The following is a 22,343-nucleotide window of genomic DNA, read 5'->3' on the forward strand; positions in this document are numbered from 1 at the left end:
CGACTCCCGACGTTTTAGCCGCCCGGCTCCACCGTTGTTGCGCTCCAGCCGCAAGCCTGCCGCAACGGTGCAAGCGAAATCGAGCGCCCGGCATGGCGCGCGACGTTCCCCATCTGTCCCGCCGACTCCTCGCGCAGCGCAGCCACGCGCGCGAGCACGTCGGCGTCGAACGGCACGGCGCGCGGGCCCGAACGGTCCACATGCAGCAGCAATTGCTCGCTCGCGCAGACCGGCTGCGCCGCTTTGTCGTCCTCGCCCTTCGCGCGCTCCTCCCCCGCTTCGACGAACATCTCCAGATAGACCCGCACGCGCTTGTCGTCGTGCTCCAGCACCCGCACCTCCACCCGCAGCGGCGTGCCCTCCCTGACCTCGCGCAGATAGTTCACATGGGCCTCGACGGTAAACATCGAACGCCCGCGCGCCTCGCGCCGCGCATGATCGAGGCCGATGGCGTCGAGCAGCGCATCGGTCGCATGGCTGTAGATCAGCATGTAGAACGCATCGCGCAGATGGCCGTTGTAATCGACCCATTCGGCGCGCACGCGGTCGCGATAGACGACGCTGGGGGCGTGGTCGCTCATGTTTCCCTCTCCTTGCTGCGGCTTCGCTTGAAACGCCGGAAACGACGCGCCCAGTTTACCCATTGCGCCAACGCGGGCACCGGCAAATGCCCGGGCATGCGCGCTGCCTCTGCGCTACTCTGAGCTAACGCAGAACGATCGCAAGGAACCGGCCATGGCAGAAAACTCGCGCCCGCAATCCGATTCGAAGCCCGACGTCCAGGCTTTCTCGCTCGACGTGATGCTGGAAAAGTACGCGAAGGGCGACGAACGCAGCGCCGACGACATCTACCGCCGCGTCGCTCACGGCGTCGCGCAGGCCGAACCGCCCGCGCTGCGCGCCGAAATCGAGGCGCGCTTCGTCGACAACCTGCGCCACGGCGCGCTGGGCGCAGGCCGCATCATGAGCGCCGCCGGCACCGGCATCGAAGCCACCCTCATCAACTGCTTCGTGCAGCCCGTGGGCGACAGCATCCAGGGCGTCGACGACGAAGGCCGCCCCGGCATCTACGTCGCGCTGCTGCAAGCCGCCGAAACCATGCGGCGCGGCGGCGGAGTGGGCTACAACTTCTCGGCGATCCGGCCGCGCGGCGCGCTCGTGCATTCGACCGGATCGAGCGCCTCGGGGCCGTGCAGCTATATCGACGTATTCGACGCCTCATGCCGCACCGTAGAGAGCGCGGGCGCGCGGCGCGGCGCGCAAATGGCCGTGCTCGACTGCGACCATCCCGACCTGCCCGAGTTCATCGAAGCCAAGCATTCGAAGGGGCGCTGGAACAACTTCAATGTCTCCGTGGCGGTGACCGACGCCTTCATGCGCGCGGTTGAAAACGACGCGACATGGCAGCTGGTGCATCGCGCCGAACCCTCGCCCGCACTGCGCGCGGCAGGCGATCTACGCCAACGCGACGACGGCCTCTGGGTCTACGCCGAAACGCGCGCCCGCGCGATCTGGGACACCATCATGCGCTCGACCTATGACGTGGCCGAACCGGGCGTGGTCTTCATCTCGCGCATGAACGAGGACAACAACCTGCGCGCCATCGAAAGCATTCGCGCCACCAATCCGTGCGGCGAACAGCCCTTGCCCGCCTACGGCTGCTGCAATCTCGGCCCGCTGGACCTCACGCGTTTCGTGCGCAATCCATTCGCCTCGCCTTCGTTCGACTGGGACGACCTCGTTGCGCGCACAACGACGCAGGTGCGCTTCCTCGACGATGTGCTGGACGTAACGCTCTGGCCGCTGCCCGAGCAGCATCAGGAAGCGATGGCCAAGCGGCGCATCGGCGTGGGCTTTACGGGGCTTGGCGATGCGCTGGTGATGCTCGGCATCGGCTATAACTCCGCGCAAGGCTGCGCGTTCGGCGCGCGCGTGGGCCGCACCATGCGCGACGCCGCGTACCGCGCGTCGGTCGAACTCGCGCGCGAGCGCGGCGCGTTCCCGCTGTTCGACGCCGATACCTATCTCGCGCCCGGCACCTTCGCCTCGCGCCTGCCCGATGATCTCCAGGCGGCGATCCGCACGCACGGCATCCGCAACAGCCATCTGCTCTCGATCGCGCCGACCGGCACCGTGAGCCTCGCGTTCGCCGACAACGTCTCGAACGGCATCGAACCCGCGTTCTCGTGGACCTATCAGCGCACGCGCCGCATGGCGGACGGCGGCCGCGAATCCTTCGCGGTCGAGGATCACGCGTGGCGACTCTATCGCGCGCTGGGCGGCGATGTGAACGCCCTGCCCGATTATTTTGTGAACGCGTTGCAGATGAGCGCGCAGGAACATGTCGCGATGATGGCGGCCGTGCAGCCCTTCGTCGATACGTCGATTTCGAAAACCGTGAACGTGCCCGCCGACTATCCGTTCGCAGCATTCGAGGATCTCTATCTGGACGCCTGGCGGCGCGGGCTCAAAGGGCTGGCAACGTATCGGCCAAACGAAACGCTGGGCGCAGTGCTGCAAACGCTGCCCGCCAACGAAGACACGCCCGCCGACGCGCAGAGCGACGCCGTGCTCGATCCGCTGCGCGTGGCGATCGATCATCGGCCCAGGGGCGAATTGCCCGCGGTGATCGAAAAGATCGAATACCTCACGCAGACGGGCAAGGTGTCGCTGTACGTGGCGGTGTCGTTTCTCGAAGTCACGGGCCAGGTGGGCGGCGAGCCGGTGACGATCGAGCGGCCTATCGAGTTCTTCATCCCGGTGGGCCAGCGTGACGAATCGCAGCAATGGATCACGGCGACGATGCGCTCGTTGTCGCTGGCGGCGCGCGGGGGTTTTGTCGCGCGCAATCTGCAGGATCTGCGCAAGGTGTCGTGGGATCGCGGGCAGGTGCGCTACGGCGAAACGCAGCGCCTCGACGGCAAGCGCACGCCTTTGTGGCACGACTCGGAAGTGGCGGCGATTGCCTATGCGATCCAGCAGATTCTGCATCGGCGCGGGTTTCTCGATGCGGAAGGCAGGCAGGTGCCGTCGCGCTTGCTGGCGCAGCGGCGCGACGCTGCGGCTTTCCCGGCTGCCAGGGCGAAAGACGATGCGTCGCAAGCGCGCGCCGGCGATCAGGTGCTCGACGGCCCCAATGCACTACCCGCCGATGCGACCTTCGGCGCGCAGCACGCGATGTTCGGCCGGAAATGCGGTTCGTGCGGCGCGAATGCGGTTATTCGCAAGGACGGGTGCGATTTTTGTACGGCGTGCGGGGAGATTGGGGTTTGCGGCTGAGGGCAAAAGCGAAGCCAATCGCTGCGCTTCACGCTTTGCACAGAAACGCCGCGAACCCCTGCACAATCGCATCCGTCTCCCCTTCACGCACGAACTTCAGCACCTGTGATTCATAAGGATTACTGGTCAATGGCCTGAATACCGCGCGGCGAGGCCGCGCTCGCCATGCCGGAAAAAGCGTTCAGTGCGCGTGCGCGGTTGCGTGCGCTTCCAGTGCCGCCACTTCGATGGCCAGCATCAACTGCGCCATCGCCGCTCGCCACGCGGCGCTTTCGCGCCCGCCTGGCAGCGCGCGCAGCAGATCGCGCTGAATCACGTCGCGCGCCTCGCCCGCAGGGAGAATATCGCCCAGCCCGACCAGCGCCTGCGCCAGCGGCTCGCGCGAATCGGTCGCGCCCAGCAGATCGCGCGCCGCGCCCGGCGTTGCCGCGATCATGCGCACCCGCTCTTCCCAGACGATAAAGCGCGCAAGCCGCGCAAGCACGCTGCCCTGCGCACCTGCGTCGGGCACATGGGGCGCGCCGCCGATCCAGACCGCGAGTTCGTCCGCCGGCATCGGCCGCGCGATCACGTAACCCTGCGCGCCATCCACACCGAGAATCGCCAGCGCTTCGAGCAGATCGGCGGCATCGACGCCTTCGGCCAGCACCAGCTTGCCGAGCGAGTGCCCCAGCCGCGTCAACTGATAGACGACCCGCAGCGCGTCGAGCGTCGTATCGCCGCCGCGCTTTTCGCCGCCCAGGTGGGCGATCTCGCGGTCTATCTTGATCCAGTCGAACGGCAGTTCGCGCAGCCGCGCCAGTCCGCTATGACCCGAACCCAGATCGTCCTGGGCCAGCAACACGCCCAGCGCGCGAAATTTCGCGAGAATCGCGCGTTGTCCCTGGTTCAGCGACAACGCTTCGTTCTCCAGAACTTCCAGCGTCAGGCGCTCGCTCGGGCAGGCATGGGCATTCAACAATTCGCGGGTCGCGTCGAAGTAGCGGATATCGTTGAGCGCGGCGGGCGGCAGATTGATCGACATTTCCAGATCGTGGCCCGCCGCAAGCCATTGCGCGCGCTCGGCGAGCGCCTGCTGCAGGCCGCGCACGAACAGTTCGAGCAGATCGTCGGAAGCCAGCGCAAAGAGGAATTCGTCGGGCGTGAGCAGGCGCTCGCCGTCGCGCAACCGCGCAAGCGCCTCGACCTTGCCGCAATGGCCGCTCGCCAGATTCAGCAGCGGCTGATAGTGCATTTCCAGCGCGCCGGTGCGCACCAGCGCGGCCCAATGCTGGCGCACGCTCATCGGCACGGCGGCGACATGCAGCCCGTCGTGCGTCTGCAGGCGCGTGACCGCGCAACCCAGCAGCGTTTGCAGCAATTCGACGAAGGCCACCTGGTCCGGGCCGACGAAGCCGCCCGGATACGCGCTATAGAGCATCAGGATCGCAATCGGCGTCTCGCCAGGCGCGGCCAGCGGCAGCGCCACGGCCGAGCGCAGCCCTTCGCGTTCGGCGACTTCACGCCAGCGCGCGACCAGTGGATCGGTCTGGTAATTGACCACGCGTTCGGGGTTGCCACTGCGCCACGCGCGCCCCACCGCACCCTGCCCTTGCGGATGATCGGCGCGCACGCTGATTTCGTGGCCTTGCGCCATCAGCACGTTGAGCAGGCCGTCGCCGGCGGCGCTGCCGGTGCCCGCTTCAAAATGGAAAATGCCGGCCGCGTCGGGGCGGCCGATGGCGCAGGCGGTGACTTCGTCGTGCGCGCCAAGCGTCGCGATCACCTGATCGATGAAATGCGTGTAACTGCCCGCTTCCCAGACGATGCGCGTGATGCGCTGAAGCACGTCCTGCTGCGAGTCTTCTACGGATTGATAGGCTTTCAATTGCCAGGCGGTATCGGAGGTCAGGCGGCGTGAGTAGAGCGACAGCGCCTGGCTGCTCACGTTGCGCCCAATGAGTTTGTAAAGCAGTTCCTGCAGGATGCCGCGGCTGCGCACCAATTCTTCCTTGTCGAGTCCGACAATCGCGTGAATGCGGCCGATGCGCATCGCCATTTCGGCATGCGCTTTCGAGGTCAGTCCGGGCTGGGCAATGGCCAGCAGGTTCTGGACCTGCCGCGATTTTAACTGGGCGAGTTCCGGCTCCGACAGCATTTCCAGAATGCGCCGGGACTTGGGCAGGCGAGCCAGTTCCTCGTAGAAACGATTCACCACGAGGTCTGCAGTGCCTTGCAATGCCTCGATCAGGGTTTGCATGTGCTTGACGCCTCTTGGCTCCCGGGCGGGGAAGTCGGCCGTCCATGCGCGGCGCGCGAGGCAACGGGCGAAGCAGCGAGCGGGAACGCGACGCTTTAGGCGCAATGATACGGCATGCCTGTGGGCACGGCCGTGGCCCAACGTACATAGCGGGCGCGAGGGCGGGAAAACGCCAGGGATTGGCGGTAAAAAACGGCCTGACGAGGGGCGCTTAAGCAGGTTATGAGCGGCGGGTTTAAAGCGGACGATTTAAAGCGGCGTGAGCAAGGGCTCGCCCGCGAAACAGCGCGTGGCGTTGTCGATGAAGTTGCGCACCGTGGCCGCGCGCACGTCGGGCGAGGTGCCCGCCACGTGGGGCGTAAGGACGATCGTGTCCAGCCCGGTCAAGGCCTGCGGAGGTTCCGGCTCGCCTTCGTAGACATCGAGGCCCGCACCGCCCAGCGTGCCTGCCTTGAGCGCCGCGGCCAGCGCCGCCGTATCCACTACGCTGCCGCGCGAAACGTTGACGAGGAAACCTTCCGGCCCGAGCGCATCCAGCACCGCGCGGTCGACCAGATGCCGGGTTTGCGCGCTGCCGGGCGTGGCGACCACGAGACAATCGCTCCACTGGGCGAGCGCGAGCGTGGAATCGAAATAGCGCGCATTCACGCCCTCGCGCGGCGCACGATTGTGATAACCGATGGCCATCTCGAAGGCCGCTGCGCGACGCGCAATTTTCGCGCCGATATGCCCATATCCCACGATCCCCAGGCGTCGCCCCGTGAGCGTGGGACGCATTGGCAAGGCGTCGCGCCAGACGCCCGCGCGGCACGCGGCGTCGTATTGCGGCACCGCCCGCACGACGGCGAGCAGCAGCGCCATGGCGTGATCGGCAACGCAATCGGCATTCACGCCCGCGCCGTTGCACAGCGCGATGCCGCGCGAGCGCGCGTGGTCGAGTGCGATGTTCTCGTAGCCCGCGCCCAGCGCCGCCGCCAGCTTCAAGGCGGGCATGGCGTCGATTTCGTCTGCCGTGAGGCCGGTGGTGCCGTTCGTGAGCACCGCGCGCACCGTTGCGCCCTGCTGCGCTATCGCCGCGCTGCGCTGGGCCGCATCGGGCGCGTAGAGCACTTCGAAACGCTCTGCCAGCGCGGCGCGATCAGCGTCGGTGAGCGGGATCAGCACGAGCAGGCGGGGACGGTCAGCAGGCGCGGCGGCATTCATATCGGCGTCATTCCTCAGTCATGCGAAACATGTTCACACGGCCACTCAATCAAGCGGCCGTCGCGTACCTGGCCACCACTTCCACGCGCGGCGTGGCGGCTTCGGCGGCGCTGCGCGCACGGCGCATCTCGTCAGCGGGACTGCAGCCGAACAGGCGCTTGAACTCGCGGCTGAACTGCGAAGCGCTTTCGTAGCCCACGCGCGTGGCCGCCGCGCTCACGTTCATGCCGTCGTGCGCGATCAGAATGCGTGCGTGGTGCAGGCGCGTGGTTTTCACGTACTGCATCGGCGAGGTCGACGTGACTGCCTTGAAATGCGCGTGAAACACGGCGAGGCTCATGCCCGCCTCGGAGGCGAGCGTCACCACGTCGAGATCGCCGCGGTAGTCGGCATGAATGCGGCGCAGCGCCTTTGCGATGCGGCCAAAGTGATGCTGATGCGTGAGCGCCGCGCGAATCGCATCGCCCTGCTCCCCCGTGAGCACGCGATAGCAGATTTCGCGCACGATCGCGGGCCCGAGAATGCGTGCGTCGCCCGCATGCGCAAGCGCTTCGAGCAGGCGCAGCACGGCGTTCGAGAGCGGCGCGTCGAGCGGCGTGGCGTAAATGCCCACCGGTTCCGCCACGGCGCTGCCGCGCGTGTCGTCCAGCGCCATCAGCAATTCCGCGACCATGGTGAGATCGACGCGCACCGAAATGGCGAGCAGCGGTTTCTCGGGCGTCGCCTCGGTCTCGCATTCGAACGGCAGCGGCACCGACAGCACGAGATACTGCTGCGCGTCGTAGATAAACACCTGGTCGCCGAGAAAGCCGCGCTTGCGGCCCTGGCAGACGATGAAAATGCTCGGCTCGTACATCACGGGCTGGCGCGGATGCGCCTGGCTGCCGCGAAACAGGCGCACGCCTTCGATGGCGGTGTGATGCGCGCCGTCGCGCTGCGTGAGTTGCATCAGCAGATCGACGACGCGGCGCTGCATCGCGTCCTCGTTCTGGACAGCAGGCAGGGAAACTGCTGTGGAAACCGGGCTGGCCAGAAGCGGCGCGGCGTCGGCGGTATGTGCATTTTTCATGACAGAAGCGCCCCAAAATTCATGGGCAAAGGCGGAGAAACAGGCTTGCAAATCTATCACCGAATGCACAGCCGCGCTGTTGACCCGCTGTTGGCCAGGAGAATCAGGCAAGTCTTCGATAGATTCAGGTATTCCCTGGGTGAGGTCCGGTCCTTACGATGGGAACCCTGCCGCAACACCCGAATCGTCCAGCGCCTCAAGGCGTTGCGCTTTGGCGTTTGTGCTGTGTTTCGCGCTGTTTTTCACGCTGTTTTCAGGCAACCCAGTTTCAGGAGCCACACGATATGTACCCCACTTACGGATATGCCGCCCGCGACGCGCAGTCGCCGCTTGCGCCCTTCGAATTCCAGCGCCGCGACCTGCGCGAACTCGACGTGCGTATCGACGTGCAGTTCTGCGGCGTGTGCCATTCCGACCTTCACCAGGCGCGCAACGAGTGGCGCAACACGATGTTCCCGGTCGTGCCGGGCCATGAGATCGTAGGCCGCGTCGCTGAAGTGGGCACGGGCGTGACGCGCTACAAGGTCGGCGATCTGGTCGGCGTGGGCTGTCTGGTCGATTCCTGCCGCACCTGTGGCAGCTGCGAGGAAGGGCTCGAGCAGTATTGCGAGAACGGTTTCGTCGGCACCTATAACGGCAACGACCGCGTGAGCGGCGACGTCACCTACGGCGGTTACTCCACGCAACTCGTGGTGGACGAAGCCTTCGTTCTGCGCGTGCCCGAGAACCTCGACGCCGCCGCGGCCGCCCCGCTGCTGTGCGCCGGCATCACCACGTATTCGCCGCTGCGCACGTGGGGCGCGGGCCCCGGCAAGAAAGTCGGCATCGTCGGTCTGGGCGGGCTTGGCCACATGGGCGTGAAGATCGCCCATGCGATGGGCGCGCATGTGGTGCTGTTCACCACCTCGCCTTCGAAGATCGAAGACGGCAAGCGCCTGGGCGCCGACGAAGTCGTGATTTCGAAGGACCCGGAGCAGATGGCGAAACACGCCAACAGCTTCGACCTGATCGTCAACACGGTGGCTGCGCAGCACGATCTGAATCCGTTCATCGAGCTGCTCAAGCGTGACGGCACGCTCACGCTGGTGGGTGCGCCCGAGCACGATCACCCCTCGCCGCAGGTGTTCAACCTGATCATGAAGCGCCGCCGTCTGGCGGGTTCGCTGATCGGTGGCATCGCGCAAACGCAGGAAATGCTGGACTTCTGCGGCAAGCACGGCATCACGTCCGATGTCGAAATGATCAAGATGCAGGACATCAACGACGCCTACGAGCGCATGCTCAAGAGCGACGTGAAGTACCGCTTCGTGATCGATATCGACACGCTGCGCAAGTAAGCGCGCAACACCTGACGTAACGCCTTGCCCCGCCGGGCCGTCCATTCCGGACGGCCCGCCAGCCCCCGCTTCGAGGCCAACTTTTCCGGCCTCCCGCAGTACCTCTCGTAGTCGAGCCGGCGTCCCTGTGCGCCGTCATCTAACGAACCGTTTTTGTACAACCGCTGCCGCGCGTCGCTTTCCGCGAGACGCCGGCGCCGCGAAGCGTTTTTCAACGCAGCGCGGCTCGCCCCTTTCCGGCGCTTACGAGCTGTTGCGCCGTTGCATGGGCATGTCGCGGAAATCGTGCCACCCGTTTCAGCCCGGTTTTCAAGCCTGTTTCTGAAGGAGCTCGCCCGTGATCGACCGCATCCAGGCGATGCGTACGTTCGTGCGTATCGTCGATACCAATAGCTTCACCAAAGCCGCGCAGTCGCTGGACATGCCGCGCGCCAGCGCCACCACGCTGATGCAGAGCCTTGAGGCGCTGCTCGGCACACAACTGCTCGTTCGCACCACGCGCCGTCTTTCGCTCACGCCCGAAGGCGCGGCCTATTACGAGCGCGCCGCGCGGATCCTCGCCGATATCGACGACGCCGAAGCGAGCCTGCGCCAGACGCCCGGCGCGATTGGCGGGCGTCTGCGCGTGGAAATGCCGGGGCTGATCGCCAATGCGATCGTGCTGCCCGCACTCGATGATTTTCACGCGCGCTATCCGCACATCGATCTGGTGATCGGCGTGAGTCTGCGCAATGTCGACCTGGTCGGCGAAGGCGTGGATTGCAGCATCCAGCTCGGCGAATTGCCGGATTCGGGCCTCGCCGCGCGTCGGCTTGGCCTGCTGGAGCACGTGACCTGCGCGAGCCCGGCGTATCTCGCGCGCCACGGCGCGCCAACTTCGCTCGACGATCTCGCCCGGCATCCCGCGGTGAATTTTCTGTCGCCGCTCACGGGTCGCCCCTACGAGTTCGACTTCGAAGTGGACGGCAGCCCGACCAAGGTGAAGGTCGACGGCTTCGTGCATGTATCCGACGAATTCGCCTACCTCACCTGCGGACTGCAAGGCTACGGTCTCGTACAGCCGCCGCTGCTCGCGGCCCAGCAGTATCTGGACAACGGCGCATTAGTCGAGGTGCTGCCGCAGTGGAAGCCGCTGCCGACACCGGTTTCGGTCGCGTTCGTGAAGTCGCGCCAGCCCGCGCCGCGCGTGCGGGTGTTCATCGACTGGCTCGCAGAGCTGTTCGAGGACGCAGGCGCGCTCAATCGCGATCTGTCGCGCGTGCGTCAGTTGCTGGGAGGGTTGCAGCCGGCCTGATGAAAAGACGGAGAGGCGGCTTCATTCGTGCCGCCGCGCCGTTCTTTCTCACTCGGCCAGGGTCTCGTCGACGGTGATGCGCGTGAGCGCCATGCCGCGGCGGGCATGGAAACGCGCCACCGTGCCGTAGGGCAGCCACGCGTTCGCCTGATACGGCGCCACGCCCGACGGATTGTGGAACCAGACGCCGCCATCGCTGCGGCCGTGCAGCAGGATCAGATGACCGCCCTGATCGACGTTGGCACGCTCCGGGTAGCGGATCTCGGGGCTCACCGACACGATCGCGAGCGTGTCGGCGTCCAGACGCGCGGCGCTCGCCTGAATGTCTTCGTCGGTCATCACTTCGACGCGCACGCCATAGGCCGACTCTGCCCACGCGGCGAAGGGGTGATAGATCAGCCCGTCCACGCCGCCGTCCTCGCGCAGGCGGTAGACGCCGTGGCGCAGCGCGTCCTCCAGCATGGCGGCACGCGGCGCATGTTCGATGCCCCAGTAATCGAGCGCCGATTCGAAACAGGTCAACCCGCACAGGCGCTTGGCCCAGAAGCGGTATTGCTCCGGCTGCCCGAAACCGCTCGCGCCCCAGGCGGGGTCATCGCAGGGGTCGACATCGTCTTCGACGATGCGCGCCACCCATTCGGGACTGCCCCATTGGCTGTAATACGGTACGCCAAAATGGCGGATTTCCTTTTCCTGAGCGAGCGCCTTGCGCTGCCCGGTTTGCTGTTCGCGTGCTGCTTGCGTGTTGATTTCGTTCAAGCTTTTCTCATCCCAGTGACGTTATGCAACCGTAATCGGCCTGAAGGGCACTGCCGCGCCCAGGCTCGTGAAATGCGCGTACAAAACCATTGTCGCAAAGCCGCGTGACGCGTGCGGGTGCGATGCGCGAAGCCCCTGTCAGCCTGAGGCGCAGCGGCTTGCGAGCCGTTGAATTGCGTCCCCGGATTCTGGTTACCATCAGACCCTTAATGTTGTCATACGAAAGCTAAGCGATTGTCAAATGATGCGTTTAGAATATTGTGCGCCCGTGCCCCAGCAGTGTTATTTCCTCCAATAACGGCACAGTGGCACGCGATAATTAGCCCAATCCAACTCCGGTCCCCCCATTAGCAGTATGTCGAACGTTGCACACACAACCGACTCAGCCGCGGTCGCGGAGCGCGTACGTGAGTTGATGAGCCGACATGGCATCGGCAAACGCCAGCAGACCACCGAGCTGTGCAGGATTCTTGAGCTGAGCTTTTCACAGGGGCACCGCAAGCTGCGCGGCAATAGCCCGTGGACGCTCGCGCAGATCAAGAAAGTGGCCGAGGCGTTCGGCGAACCGGCAGGACAGCTGTTCGGCGCGCAGTTGCTCGATCCGGGCATGGTGGGCGCGAGCGCGCAGGACGCGCTGCTGTGCGTGAGCGCGGTAGAGCTGCCATGTACCGCGTGGATTGGCGCACCGGTGGAGCCGGGCACGCGCCCCGACTTCGTCGCTTACGAGAAGCAGGGCCAATGGCGCGTGGTACGCCCGGACGGTGCGCTCTATCTGAACGCGCGAGAAGTGCACAAGATCGAGATCTACCCGCGCCGCGCCGAGGCCGACAAACCGCTCATCGCCGTGGTCGACGACGACCAGGCTTCCGCCGACAACCTGCGCGACTATCTGGAGCACAGCGGCTACGCAGCGCTTGCGCTGTACGGTCTCGCGGCATTCGGCGAGGCGCTGGAGCACAACGTGTTCGACGGCGTGGTGATCGACTGGCTGTTCGGCAGCCAGACCGCCGCCGAGGCAATCCGCCAGGTGCGCGCGTCCGAAAACCCCGAAGCGCCGATTTTCGTGCTGACCGGAGAGCTGCTGACCGGCAAGGCGAGCGAATCGGAAATCAGCCAGGTGGTGCGGCATTACAACGTAGCCTGCTATGAGAAACCGGCTCGCATGGCGATTCTGGTGGCGGATCTTTCGAAGCGACTCAATCGCGGCTAGGCAACCGGTCGGCTAAGCCGCGCGCGCCGCACTCAACGCGCGCTGCAACGCCGCGCGCAGCACTTCATAGTGCACGGGCTTCTGCAGCGCATCGAAGAATGGATTCTCTCCCGCGCCTGTCGAGGTCAGCGCCGTCACATCGGCGCTCACGGCAATCACATGCGGCTTCCTGCCCGCCTTCGCCTGCAGCCCCGCCATAAACGCATACCCGTCGCGCCCCGGCATATGCAGATCGAGCAGCACGACGTCGCAAGGCGTGGCATCGAGGCTCGCCAGCGCGCCATCGGCGTCGCTTGCGGCGAGCGCCGCATAACCCATGTGCGACACCATTTCGCACAGCGACTCGCGCATTAGCGGGTGATCGTCCACTACCAGCACCAGCGGCGGCGCGGCCTCGGCGCACACCGCCGGCACGAGCGCGTGCGGCACCGGCGGCACGACGGCGGTGACCGGAATCGTCACCGTGAAGGTCGTGCCCTCGCCCACGCGGCTATCCGTTTCTATCGTGCCGCCAAACAGATCGACCAGCCCGCGCACGATCGCCAGCCCCATCCCCGCGCCTTCATAGCGGCGCGAGCGCGATGTATCGAGCTGCGTGAACTCCTTGAAAATCAGCGGAATCTGCGCGGGCGCGACACCCGGCCCCGTATCGCTCACGACGATTGCAAGCGTCTGCGCGCCGCTCGCCGCAGCCTCGCGCAAGGCAAATTCGATGCGCACCGAACCGCGTTCGGTATAGCGGATCGCATTGGTCACGAGGTTGTTCGCGATCTGGCGAATGCGGTGCGGATCGGCGACCACCGCGCGCTCCGGCCCGCTCCACGCATGGCCGAATTCAAGCCCCCGCGCATGCGCAGCCTGTTCGTTTTGATCGACGATCGATTGCAGCAATTCGCGCGGACAGAACTCCTCCTGGCGCAACTCCAGCTTGCCCGCCCCCAGACGCGCGTAATCGGTCAGATCCCTCATCTGCGCCTCAAGCTGGCGCGCGGCCGTCTCCAGCCGATCAATCACCTTGCGGTCGCTTTCCGAATGCGAGTTGAAGCCCAGCAATTCGATCGACGAGACGATCGCGTGCAGCGGCGTGCGCAGTTCGTGGCTGATCATGCCGAGGAACGCGTCCTTGGCGTTGCTCGCCTCGCGCGCGGCGCGGGTCGCCTGGTGTTCGGCTTCCAGCGCGGCGTGTTGCTGCCGGATCAAACGGGTGCGCCGGTAGCCATTCATCACCAGCAGCACGGCCGCCGCCGCTGAGAGCATCAGCAGCACGAGGCCCGCGGCAAACAACTCGCGGCGCTTGGCGATGAAATCGCGCCGAATGTCCTCGCGCTCGGTCACATCGGCAAAACGCCGATTGAGCGCGAGATCGGTCACCTCGGCCCAATGGGTGTCGAGCGCGGTCAGCATGGGCACGGCGCGCGCGGGGTTGTCGGCGAGGGTGGCGATCTGCGCTTCGAACGGCGCGATGGTGGCGTCGACGACGGCGAGATCCTGCTGCTGCAGCTTCATCAGGCTCGGCATGCCCGCCAGCCTGCGCGTCGAGCCCTTCATGACGTTGAGCTTCGATTGCAGAACTTCGTAGCGCAGCCGCACCTTGTCCAGATCGCGGTCGATGCCATCGGCGTAGATCAGCAACTGGCTTTCGAAACGCGCGTAGGCAATCTGCATCTGCGCGGCGTCCCAATAGAGGCCGTCGTAGTTGCCGGTGAGGCGCTGCACGATCTTGGGATTGAGCAGGTTCGCGTAGAGCAGGTAGCCAACCGCCATCACTGGCGGCGACAGCGCGACGATCCAGATCAGCACATGCAGGAGGCGTCGCAGCGGACGATGCATTACGTAAAACTCAAGGCTTGATGGTCATGGAAACGATCTGCCAGGCGAATTTCGAATCGCCCGCCGCGCCATCGAGTTCGAGCGGGAACTGGTCGCGCGGATAGATCAGGAACAGCGGGCCGAAGTCGCTCACCTTCAGACGGCGGCCGTTCATCGCGTAGGCCAGCACGGCGCCGTAACGATCGGCATCGGAGACCGGCACGATGCAGGTGTAGTCGTCGATGGTGTGGATCTCGATCTGGCTGCCGTATGCGCCCACGGTCGCGAGCACGTCGGCCAGGCGCGGGCCCGTGAAGGTCGAGCGCGGCGTCCAGGTCGTAGCGGTCTCGATCGAATGCTGGGGCAGCTTGAGCAGTTGCTCTTCGCTGAAGTGATAGGCGGTGTGCGCGGCGTTGTTGGTCACGTGGACCGCGCCGTTCACGTCGAGCGCGAGAGCGCCGCTCTCGCCCGCCATCGCAAGGCGCGGCAGCGGCAGCGCGGCGGCCGCCAGTCCCGCGAGCGCCATGGCGAAGCGGCGGCGCGCGCCGCTTGCGGGCCGGTCTTGCTGCCGGCTCTCGTCACGATTCGTTTCCTGCTCATTGCCCAGGACAATCCGATCCTGCATCTGCTCGCCCCCAAGGCGCTAAGTGTTGGTTGTGTGGTATCGCGACGGGCCGCTTCATCAGCCCGTTACATTCAGCCCGCTTCATCAGCCCGCTTTATCAGCCCGTTCCATCGGGCCCCATCATGGCCGGCATAGCCAGCGCGGCGGCAGCGGATCCGTCCGAAGCTCGCCGGTCTGCATCCGCCCGCAAGCATAGGCATAATATCGTCAAACATTACTCCGACAATAGACGTGTTCTTCGCTGACACATCGGTGAGCGTCGCGTAACTGACCGTCTTCGTGCTGCATTTGCCATCAAATGAACAAACCCGTCGTTCCGCTCACTTATGAACAGCTCGACCATTGGGTCGAATCGCTGCAGCCGTTGCTGGTCGAAGAGGAATTCGACGTCGTCGTCGGCATCCTGCGTGGCGGTGCGCCGCTCGCGCTGATGGTTTCGCATGCCACCGGCGCGAGCGTCGCCTTCCTGCGCTACACGCGCGAGACCCGCGAAGTGCGCTGGGACTCCACGTTGCCGATGCCCGAGCCGGGCGCCAAAGTGCTGCTGTGCGAGGACATCGCGGGGCGCGGCCATACGCTGGTCGACTGCATCGCCTTTCTGCGCGAACACGGCCTGGTGGTGCGCACGCTCACGGGCGCGTATGACGATCTGAGCCGCCTGCGCCCCGATTACTCGATCGACGCCAGCGGCTACTTCGCGCTGTTCCCGTGGGAGCGCCAGGCCTACACCGACCGCTATCGCGCGGACTGGGTGAAAGAAGGCGCGCGTGAAGGCACGCGCATGGCCGACGACCACGAATACACGGTCTACGCGATCGACCTGGACGGCATCCTGCTGCCCGACATCGCGCTCGCGCGCTACGACGAGGACCTCGAAGCGGCGCTCGCCGAACGCGACGCGCTGCTGCCGCTCGACCGCATTCCCGACATCGACATCAAGCGCACCCGCGCGATCATCACGGGGCGTCCCGAAGTCGACCGCGAGCGCACCCAGGCGTGGCTCGACCGCCACGGTTTCGGGCATCTGGAACTGATCATGCGCGCACCGGGCAAGCATGACGACACGCCCTCGGGCGCCGCCGCCCACAAGGCCGCCGCCGCCGTGCGCAGCGGCGTGACGCATTTCATCGAAAGCGATCCGGTGCAGGCTATCTATATCGCCCAGCAGGCGCCGCTGCTGCGGGTCATCTGGTGGAACGCGCAGGCGCGCGTGGGCACGATGATCGGCGCATCGGCCTGGGGTTGAGGGCGCTCCAGAGTCTATTCTGGGAAGATCGCCCGCCCGGCTCTCGGCCTCGCGATAAAAAACCCGCACCACATCAGGGAACGTTGCGTGTATCGTTTCGGTCCCTACCTGCCCATTTAGCTGCAAAGGAGAGTGCACCGGATGATCAAGATCTGGGGACGCGCCAACTCGGTCAACGTCCAGAAAGTGCTGTGGTGTTGCGACGAACTCGGCCTGCCGTTCGAGCGCATCGACGCGGGCGGCACGTTCGGCCAGCTCGACGAGCCGGCCTTTCTGGCCATGAATCCGAACGGCAAGGTGCCGACCATCCAGGACGGCAACTTCGTGCTGTGGGAATCGAATTCGATCCTGCGTTATCTGGCGATGCAATACGGCCCTTCGAGCCTGCTGTATCCGAACGAACCGAAGGTGCGCGCCGGTATCGACCGCTGGCTCGACTGGTCGATCGGCACGCTTGCGCCCGCCGAGCGCCCGCTCTTTCTCGCGCTGGTGCGCACGCCTGCCGATCAGCGCGACGCCGCGAAGATCGAAACCGATCTCGCCAGTATGGCTACGCTGTGGGCGCTGCTCGACCAGCATCTGCAAGGCCGCTTCTTCCTGGAAAACGAGCGCTTTTCGCTCGCCGATATCGTGCTGGGCTCGTTCGCGCGGCGCTGGTACGGCCTGGAAGGCATCGAGCGCCCCACGCTGCCCAATCTCGATCGCTGGTATCAGCGGCTTGCGCAGCGCCAGGGTTTTCGCAAGTACATCGACCTGCCGCTCACCTGAGCCGCACGCCTTGCGCCGATGCGCGCGTGCCGCCGGCGCCAGGCGCGCGTGCGGCACGCCCCGTATAATCGCAGGATGAAGACAGCAAAACCGTCCCAGGACACTGCGGCACTGCATGCGAACAATGCAGCGGCGCACGACCACGCACACGCGCATGATGACGCCCACGAAGCGCACGATCATGGACACGCTCATGGACATGATCACGCGCACGGTCATTTCGCAGCGGGCGGCGCATCGCTCGAAAGCGCGCTTGAGATGGCCGAAGCCTACTGCCGCGAACGCGGCGAAAAGCTCACGCCGATCCGCCGCAAGGTGCTCGAACTGCTGCTTGCTTCAGGTCGCGCGACCAAGGCTTATTCCCTGCTAGACGAAATGCGCCAGATCCACCCGGGATCGGCGCCGCCCACGGTGTATCGCGCGCTGGACTTCTTGCTGTCGGCGGGGCTGATTCACCGCATCGAATCGATCAACGCGTTCGCTGTCTGCCACGATCTCACGCAATGCCAGCACGGCATTCTGGTGGTCTGCCAGCAGTGCGGCAACGTCACCGAACTGGACGAGCCGAAGCTGCGCCAGGCGCTGGTCGCGCAGATCGAGGCCGCGGGCTATCGGCTTTCGGGCGATGGCATCGAACTCAAGGGCGTCTGCGCGCAATGCCAGGCGAACGAGCAGGCCAGCGCCGAGGGCGCGAAAGCCGCCGCGCATAGCTGACTCGACCGATCCGATTCACGTCTGAACACTGCCGCGATTTGAGGCCTTTTTAAGGGCTGAATCGGCTTGGTAAGGTTGCGAATCCCCCGCGCGGCTCGCAGGCCGCGCGTGAAGGGCGCAATGCGGCGGCGCTTGCAACCCGAGCGCCGCCGTGCCTGGTCAAAACCTCAGGACGACTGTCGCGCGTCGATCGCGTCGCTGAGCAACGCGACCAGCGCCTCCGGCTTCGCGGGCTTGGTCATGAAGTGCTGGAAGCCCTCGCCGATGCTGCGCAAGCGCCAGCTTTCGTCGGTATGGCCCGTAAGCGCCACCGCGACCGCCGGTGCATGATCGCCGCGAATTTCATGATCGCGCAGGCGCTGGATCAGGTAAAAACCGTCCATCGCGGGCAGATCGAGATCGCATACCACTGCATCGGGGAGCAGGCTGAGAGCTGCTTCAACGCCGGTTTCGGCGTCCTCCACCGCAACTACCCGGGCCCCTTCCGCTTCAAGCAGCGAAGCGAGGGAATCCCGGCTCTGCGGGTCGTCTTCAACCAGCACGATGGTCGTCTGGTCGAGCTTGTGTACTGCGTTCATTGTGTTTGCTTGAATGCCGTTCTGTCTGTTTGGCTTGCCGCGCGGCCTGGCAGGCGGCGCGGTTCGCATCTGGCAACCCGGCCGGGCAAGGCGCGAATTCGACGCTGCGAATCCGCCCGTTCATGCCCGGGCGCTCAATTAGAGCAATATTGATGCCGTGCGTTCAGCCGCACGCACGATAACCGCCGCCGACGTCACGCCGATGACAGCCACACGGCCCTGTTTTTTCTCTTTTTCAGCGATTCATGGCTTCGACTTGCGCCCGTCGCCGGCCGGCGGGTTCTTGCCCTTGCCGGTTTTGGCGAATGCTTCGAGCGCGCGCTGGCGCGCCATATCGTGCTCGACCACCGGCAGCGGATAATCGATGCCCAGGCGCACGCCGGCTTCTTCCAACTGCGCTTCGCTGGCCTTCCACGGCTGATGAATGAACTTGTCGGGAAGACTCGCGAGTTCCGGCACCCATTGCCGCACGTAGATGCCGCGCGGGTCGAACTTCTGGCCCTGCAACACCGGATTGAAGATGCGGAAATACGGCGCCGCATCCATGCCCGAGCCAGCCACCCACTGCCAGTTGGCCGGATTGCTCGCGCCATCGGCGTCCACGAGGGTGTCCCAGAACCACGCCTCGCCCTCGCGCCAGTCCACCAGCAGATGCTTGGCGACGAAGGACGCCACCACCATGCGCACGCGATTATGCATCCAGCCCGTGTGCCAAAGCTCGCGCATCCCGGCATCGACGAGCGGATAACCCGTCAGCCCGCGCTGCCACGCGCGCAGCCCTTTGGCGTCGCGGCGCCACGGCATCGCGTCGAACGCCGCGCGCAGATTGCGTTCGGCCAGGTGGGGCCAGTGGAAGCGCTGGTAGTAACAGAACTCCCGCCAGCCCAGTTCGCTGAGGAATTTTTCGGCGCTGGTCTCGCGGCGCGTGGCCGAACCGCCATGCTTGCCGTGCTGCGCCGCCTTCAGGGCCGCGAAAGCCTGACGCGGCGACAGCGCCCCCACCGCCAGATAAGGCGAAAGACGGCTGGTAGCGGCGACGCTCGGGTCGTCGCGTTCTTCGGCATAGGCTTCGAGGTCGCCGTGCAGGAACGCGCGCAGGCGCTCCAGCGCCGCCGCTTCGCCCGCGGCCCACGCGTCGCGCATGCCGCCCGCCCAGTCGGGCTTTTTCGGCTCGAAACCCAGATCGTCGAGTTTCGATGCCATTTGGGTAAGTCCTGCCGGTAGCCGTTGAAAAATCATCCGTTCCGGTGCGGGTTCGGGCGGCGGCGGATCACCCGCGCGGCGGCAGGCGCGCCAGAACGCCGTGAAGACCTGGAAGGGTTCGCCCGACTGGTTGAGCACCGTCCACGGTTCATGGAGCAGCGCGCCGTTGAAGCTTTCGACCGTCAAGCCGTTATCGCGCAGACGCGCCTTGAGCGCCGCGTCTGCCTCGCGCGCGCGGCCGCCGTAGCGGCGGTTCCAGAACACGCCCGTGGCGCCGCTCGCCGCGATGACCGCGTCGAGCACTTCGTCCTGGGCGCCTTCCACGATCAGCAAACGGCCGCCGTGTTCTTGCAGCGACGCATCGAGCGCCTTGAGCGAGCCGTGCAGCCACCAGCGCATCGCCGCCCCGGGCGGGCGTTCACCGGCCGCCTGCTGGTCGTGGATATACAGGCAGATCAGGGGCTGGCCCGTGGCGGCGGCGTGCGCGAGCGCGGGTTGGTCGGCAAGACGCAGATCGTCGCGAAACCAGACGATCACGGGAGCGGAAGCGGATTCTTTCGCAGACAAATTCGCAGACAAACTGACCTCGACGATAGGGATGCCGCGTGGCGGCCTCACGGCGGCCTCGGCTTGCGAAGCGCAGCGTACCACGCGACACGACGAGGTTTAAGCAGGCCGTATGCCCTGCGTAATGAGCGCGACGGCGTGACGGGCGATTTCCTCCGCGCCGACGTTGCGCGGCACCACATCCTTGCGCCAGACCGGGGCGGTCGCAAGCGGCAGCAACGTCAGCCCGAGCAGCGACTGGAACAGCAGCGAAGGCTCAAGCGCCGGGTTGAGCTTGCCTTCGCGCTGCCAGCGCACGATCGCCTCGTGGACGCGATGCTGCTGCGCCTGGCCAAAGCGCTCGTGCATACGCTGGCGCAACAGCCCGCCTTCGCTGATGACCTCGCGCACCCACAACGGCGCAAACCACGGATTGGCCGCACCCACCTCGACAAAACGGCGCGTGAGCGCCGTCAGCGCGGCAACCGGATCGTCGGGATGCGCCTCGAAGCAACCGCCAAAGGCGGCGCGCAGCGGCAGGAAACGCTCGTCGATCAGGACGTCGATCAACTGGTCGCGTGTCTTGAAATAATAGTGAACCATCGCGGACGTGACGCCCGCCTCGCGCGCAATCGCGCCAAGCGTGGTGTCGAGAATGCCCTGACGCGCGAACAGCGTGAGCGCGGCCGCAATCAGGCGCTCGCGCTGCTCCACTCCGCGCACGCCGCCGCTCGGGCGGCCTGGGCGGCGTGCGGCAGGTCTGTCCGATGCCGCACTTTCCTTCGATTCGTTCGACTCTTTCATTTCGTTACTTCTTCTGGCTTTGACCGGCAACAGGAATTATCCTAATATTAATCGCCGAGTTAATTAATTTCAAGATTCGTAATTCCAAGATTCGCGATGCCTTCAAGGCTTCCCAAGGCAGGAGAGTCCCCAATGCAATCCCCCACGCACACCGCGCAGTCCGTCGGCGAGGAATCTGCCCCCGCAGTTTCGGCGCATCCGCCGCTGCGCCTGCTGTTCCCCGCGCTGCTGCTTGTCATGTTGCTGGCCGCGCTCGACCAGACCATCGTGTCGACGGCGCTACCCACCATCGTCGGCGAACTAGGCGGACTCGACCGGCTCTCATGGGTCGTGACCGCGTACCTGCTCAGCTCCACCATCGTCGTGCCGCTGTACGGCAAGTTCGGCGACCTGTTCGGGCGCAAGATCGTGCTGCAGACCGCCATCGTGATTTTTCTGGTCGGCTCGGCGCTGTGCGGCGTCGCGCAGAACATGCCGCAGCTGATCGCGCTGCGTGCATTACAGGGCATCGGCGGCGGCGGTCTCATGGTCGTGACGATGGCCGCTGTGGGCGACGTCATTCCGCCTGCGCAGCGCGGCAAGTACCAGGGCATGTTTGGCGGCGTGTTCGGCCTTGCGACCGTAGTCGGTCCGCTGCTAGGCGGCTTTCTGGTCGAGCATCTGTCGTGGCGCTGGATTTTCTACATCAACCTGCCGCTGGGCGCGCTCGCGCTGGTGGTGATCGGCGCGGTCTTCAAGCCGCGCGTCGAGCAGGTCAAGCACGTGATCGACTATATGGGCGCGGGCTGGCTAGCCGCCGCGCTCACCTGCCTGATCCTCTTCACGAGCGAGGGCGGCTCGCTGCTGCCGTGGAATTCCCCGCAACTCTGGCTCACCCTGCTGATGGGCGTGGTGGCCGTCGCGGGCTTCATCCACGAGGAAAAGCACGCGTTCGAACCGATCATGCCGCTGGCGCTGTTCCGCGAGCGCACCTTCGTGCTGTCGAGTTTGATCGGCTTTATCGTCGGCGTGTCGCTGTTTGGATCGGTGACGTTCCTGCCGCTCTATCTGCAGGTCGTGAAGGGTTCGACGCCTTCGCAGGCCGGCGTGCAGATGTTGCCGATGATGGGCGGCGTGCTGGTCATGTCGATGGTGGCCGGCCGCATCATCAGCAAGATCGGCAAGTACCGCATGTTCCCGATCCTGGGCACCGCCTGCGTGGCCGTGGCGATGATGCTGCTCGCGCGGCTGGAAATTTCCACGCCGATCACGCAGATGTATCTGTACATGGGCCTGCTCGGCTGCGGGCTGGGCATGGTGATGCAGGTGCTGATCCTGGCGGTGCAGAACACGGTGGAATTCCGCCATATGGGCGTGGCGACTTCGGGCGCGACGCTGTTTCGCTCGATTGGCGGCTCGGTGGGCGTGGCGGCCTTCGGCGCGGTGTTTTCGCACGGCCTCCATACGCGTCTGGCCGCCTTGCTCAGCGCCGATGTCGAACTGCCCCAGCCGCTTACGCCTGAAGTGATCCGTCATCTGCCGCCCACGCTGCACGCGCAGTATCTGGACGCGTTCGCCGGGGCGCTGCACACGGTTTATCTCTCGGCGGCATGCGTGGTCGTGCTGGCCTTCGCACTCTCCTGGCTGATGCGCAACGCGCCGTTGCGTACGCATCACTGAA

18 protein-coding genes are annotated in these 22,343 nt (G+C 65.6%); 8 read left to right on the forward strand and 10 right to left on the reverse strand.

What is annotated here, in order from left to right; all coding sequences use genetic code 11:
* Positions 1 to 14: 14 nt before the first annotated feature.
* The gene (locus tag F4827_RS26760; protein ID WP_183729177.1) at positions 15 to 581 is read right to left on the reverse strand and encodes a thioesterase family protein; all 567 of its coding nucleotides are present in this window, start codon (positions 579 to 581) and stop codon (positions 15 to 17) included.
* Positions 582 to 735: 154 nt separating this feature from the next.
* On the opposite strand from F4827_RS26760, the gene F4827_RS26765 reads away from it, so the two are divergent.
* Positions 736 to 3,279: an adenosylcobalamin-dependent ribonucleoside-diphosphate reductase gene (locus tag F4827_RS26765; RefSeq protein ID WP_183729180.1), complete on the forward strand. Its 2,544-nt coding sequence runs from the start codon at positions 736 to 738 to the stop codon at positions 3,277 to 3,279.
* Between the two features lie 181 nt (positions 3,280 to 3,460).
* Here F4827_RS26765 and F4827_RS26770 read toward each other — a convergent pair whose 3' ends face one another.
* From F4827_RS26770 to F4827_RS26780, 3 genes are all read right to left on the reverse strand, one after another.
* Positions 3,461 to 5,518 carry an EAL domain-containing protein gene (locus tag F4827_RS26770; RefSeq protein WP_183729183.1) on the reverse strand — a complete coding sequence of 686 codons (2,058 nt, stop codon included), beginning with the start codon at positions 5,516 to 5,518 and terminating at the stop codon, positions 3,461 to 3,463.
* A gap of 249 nt (positions 5,519 to 5,767) precedes the next feature.
* Positions 5,768 to 6,721: a 2-hydroxyacid dehydrogenase gene (locus F4827_RS26775; protein ID WP_183729186.1), complete on the reverse strand. Its 954-nt coding sequence runs from the start codon at positions 6,719 to 6,721 to the stop codon at positions 5,768 to 5,770.
* Positions 6,722 to 6,770: 49 nt separating this feature from the next.
* Positions 6,771 to 7,670 carry an AraC family transcriptional regulator N-terminal domain-containing protein gene (locus F4827_RS26780; RefSeq protein WP_409258863.1) on the reverse strand — a complete coding sequence of 300 codons (900 nt, stop codon included), beginning with the start codon at positions 7,668 to 7,670 and terminating at the stop codon, positions 6,771 to 6,773.
* A gap of 404 nt (positions 7,671 to 8,074) precedes the next feature.
* Here F4827_RS26780 and F4827_RS26785 point away from each other — a divergent pair, with 404 nt between their 5' ends.
* Together F4827_RS26785 and F4827_RS26790 are read left to right on the forward strand one after the other, a co-directional pair.
* Positions 8,075 to 9,127: an NAD(P)-dependent alcohol dehydrogenase gene (locus F4827_RS26785; RefSeq protein WP_183729192.1), complete on the forward strand. Its 1,053-nt coding sequence runs from the start codon at positions 8,075 to 8,077 to the stop codon at positions 9,125 to 9,127.
* Positions 9,128 to 9,464: 337 nt separating this feature from the next.
* Positions 9,465 to 10,421, forward strand: coding sequence for a LysR family transcriptional regulator (locus tag F4827_RS26790; RefSeq protein ID WP_183729195.1), 957 nt, complete (start codon positions 9,465 to 9,467; stop codon positions 10,419 to 10,421).
* 48 nt (positions 10,422 to 10,469) lie between these two features.
* Here F4827_RS26790 and F4827_RS26795 read toward each other — a convergent pair whose 3' ends face one another.
* Entirely contained in the window at positions 10,470 to 11,171 is a 702-nt protein-coding gene (locus tag F4827_RS26795; protein WP_409258865.1) for a C39 family peptidase, read from the reverse strand.
* A gap of 364 nt (positions 11,172 to 11,535) precedes the next feature.
* Here F4827_RS26795 and F4827_RS26800 point away from each other — a divergent pair, with 364 nt between their 5' ends.
* Complete coding sequence (locus tag F4827_RS26800; RefSeq protein ID WP_183729198.1) at positions 11,536 to 12,390, forward strand: helix-turn-helix domain-containing protein; 855 nt, start codon at positions 11,536 to 11,538, stop codon at positions 12,388 to 12,390.
* A gap of 12 nt (positions 12,391 to 12,402) precedes the next feature.
* Here F4827_RS26800 and F4827_RS26805 read toward each other — a convergent pair whose 3' ends face one another.
* Together F4827_RS26805 and F4827_RS26810 are read right to left on the reverse strand one after the other, a co-directional pair.
* Complete coding sequence (locus F4827_RS26805; protein ID WP_183729201.1) at positions 12,403 to 14,220, reverse strand: ATP-binding protein; 1,818 nt, start codon at positions 14,218 to 14,220, stop codon at positions 12,403 to 12,405.
* 10 nt (positions 14,221 to 14,230) lie between these two features.
* A complete protein-coding gene (locus tag F4827_RS26810) occupies positions 14,231 to 14,725 on the reverse strand; it encodes a molybdopterin-dependent oxidoreductase (protein WP_183729381.1) in 495 nt (164 codons plus the stop codon).
* Positions 14,726 to 15,122: 397 nt separating this feature from the next.
* Here F4827_RS26810 and F4827_RS26815 point away from each other — a divergent pair, with 397 nt between their 5' ends.
* The 3 genes from F4827_RS26815 (at position 15,123) to F4827_RS26825 (ending at position 17,552) form a co-directional block, all read left to right on the forward strand.
* Complete coding sequence (locus tag F4827_RS26815) at positions 15,123 to 16,070, forward strand: phosphoribosyltransferase (RefSeq protein WP_183729204.1); 948 nt, start codon at positions 15,123 to 15,125, stop codon at positions 16,068 to 16,070.
* A 141-nt stretch (positions 16,071 to 16,211) separates the two neighbouring features.
* Positions 16,212 to 16,838 carry a glutathione S-transferase family protein gene (locus F4827_RS26820; protein WP_183729207.1) on the forward strand — a complete coding sequence of 209 codons (627 nt, stop codon included), beginning with the start codon at positions 16,212 to 16,214 and terminating at the stop codon, positions 16,836 to 16,838.
* Positions 16,839 to 16,913: 75 nt separating this feature from the next.
* Positions 16,914 to 17,552: a Fur family transcriptional regulator gene (locus F4827_RS26825; protein WP_183729210.1), complete on the forward strand. Its 639-nt coding sequence runs from the start codon at positions 16,914 to 16,916 to the stop codon at positions 17,550 to 17,552.
* 167 nt (positions 17,553 to 17,719) lie between these two features.
* Here F4827_RS26825 and F4827_RS26830 read toward each other — a convergent pair whose 3' ends face one another.
* The 3 genes from F4827_RS26830 to F4827_RS26840 all read right to left on the reverse strand — a co-directional run bounded on the left by F4827_RS26830 (position 17,720) and on the right by F4827_RS26840 (position 20,683).
* Positions 17,720 to 18,130, reverse strand: coding sequence for a response regulator (locus F4827_RS26830; protein ID WP_233178625.1), 411 nt, complete (start codon positions 18,128 to 18,130; stop codon positions 17,720 to 17,722).
* A gap of 243 nt (positions 18,131 to 18,373) precedes the next feature.
* Complete coding sequence (locus F4827_RS26835) at positions 18,374 to 19,912, reverse strand: deoxyribodipyrimidine photo-lyase (RefSeq protein ID WP_260175434.1); 1,539 nt, start codon at positions 19,910 to 19,912, stop codon at positions 18,374 to 18,376.
* 87 nt (positions 19,913 to 19,999) lie between these two features.
* On the reverse strand, positions 20,000 to 20,683 hold the full coding sequence (locus F4827_RS26840) for a TetR/AcrR family transcriptional regulator (RefSeq protein ID WP_183729216.1): 684 nt from the start codon (positions 20,681 to 20,683) through the stop codon (positions 20,000 to 20,002).
* A 132-nt stretch (positions 20,684 to 20,815) separates the two neighbouring features.
* Here F4827_RS26840 and F4827_RS26845 point away from each other — a divergent pair, with 132 nt between their 5' ends.
* Positions 20,816 to 22,342 carry an MDR family MFS transporter gene (locus F4827_RS26845; protein WP_183729218.1) on the forward strand — a complete coding sequence of 509 codons (1,527 nt, stop codon included), beginning with the start codon at positions 20,816 to 20,818 and terminating at the stop codon, positions 22,340 to 22,342.
* Position 22,343: the final 1 nt, after the last annotated feature.

The sequence above is a fragment of the Paraburkholderia bannensis genome (genome assembly GCF_014200455.1).
Classification (GTDB): Bacteria; Pseudomonadota; Gammaproteobacteria; order Burkholderiales; family Burkholderiaceae; genus Paraburkholderia; species Paraburkholderia bannensis_A.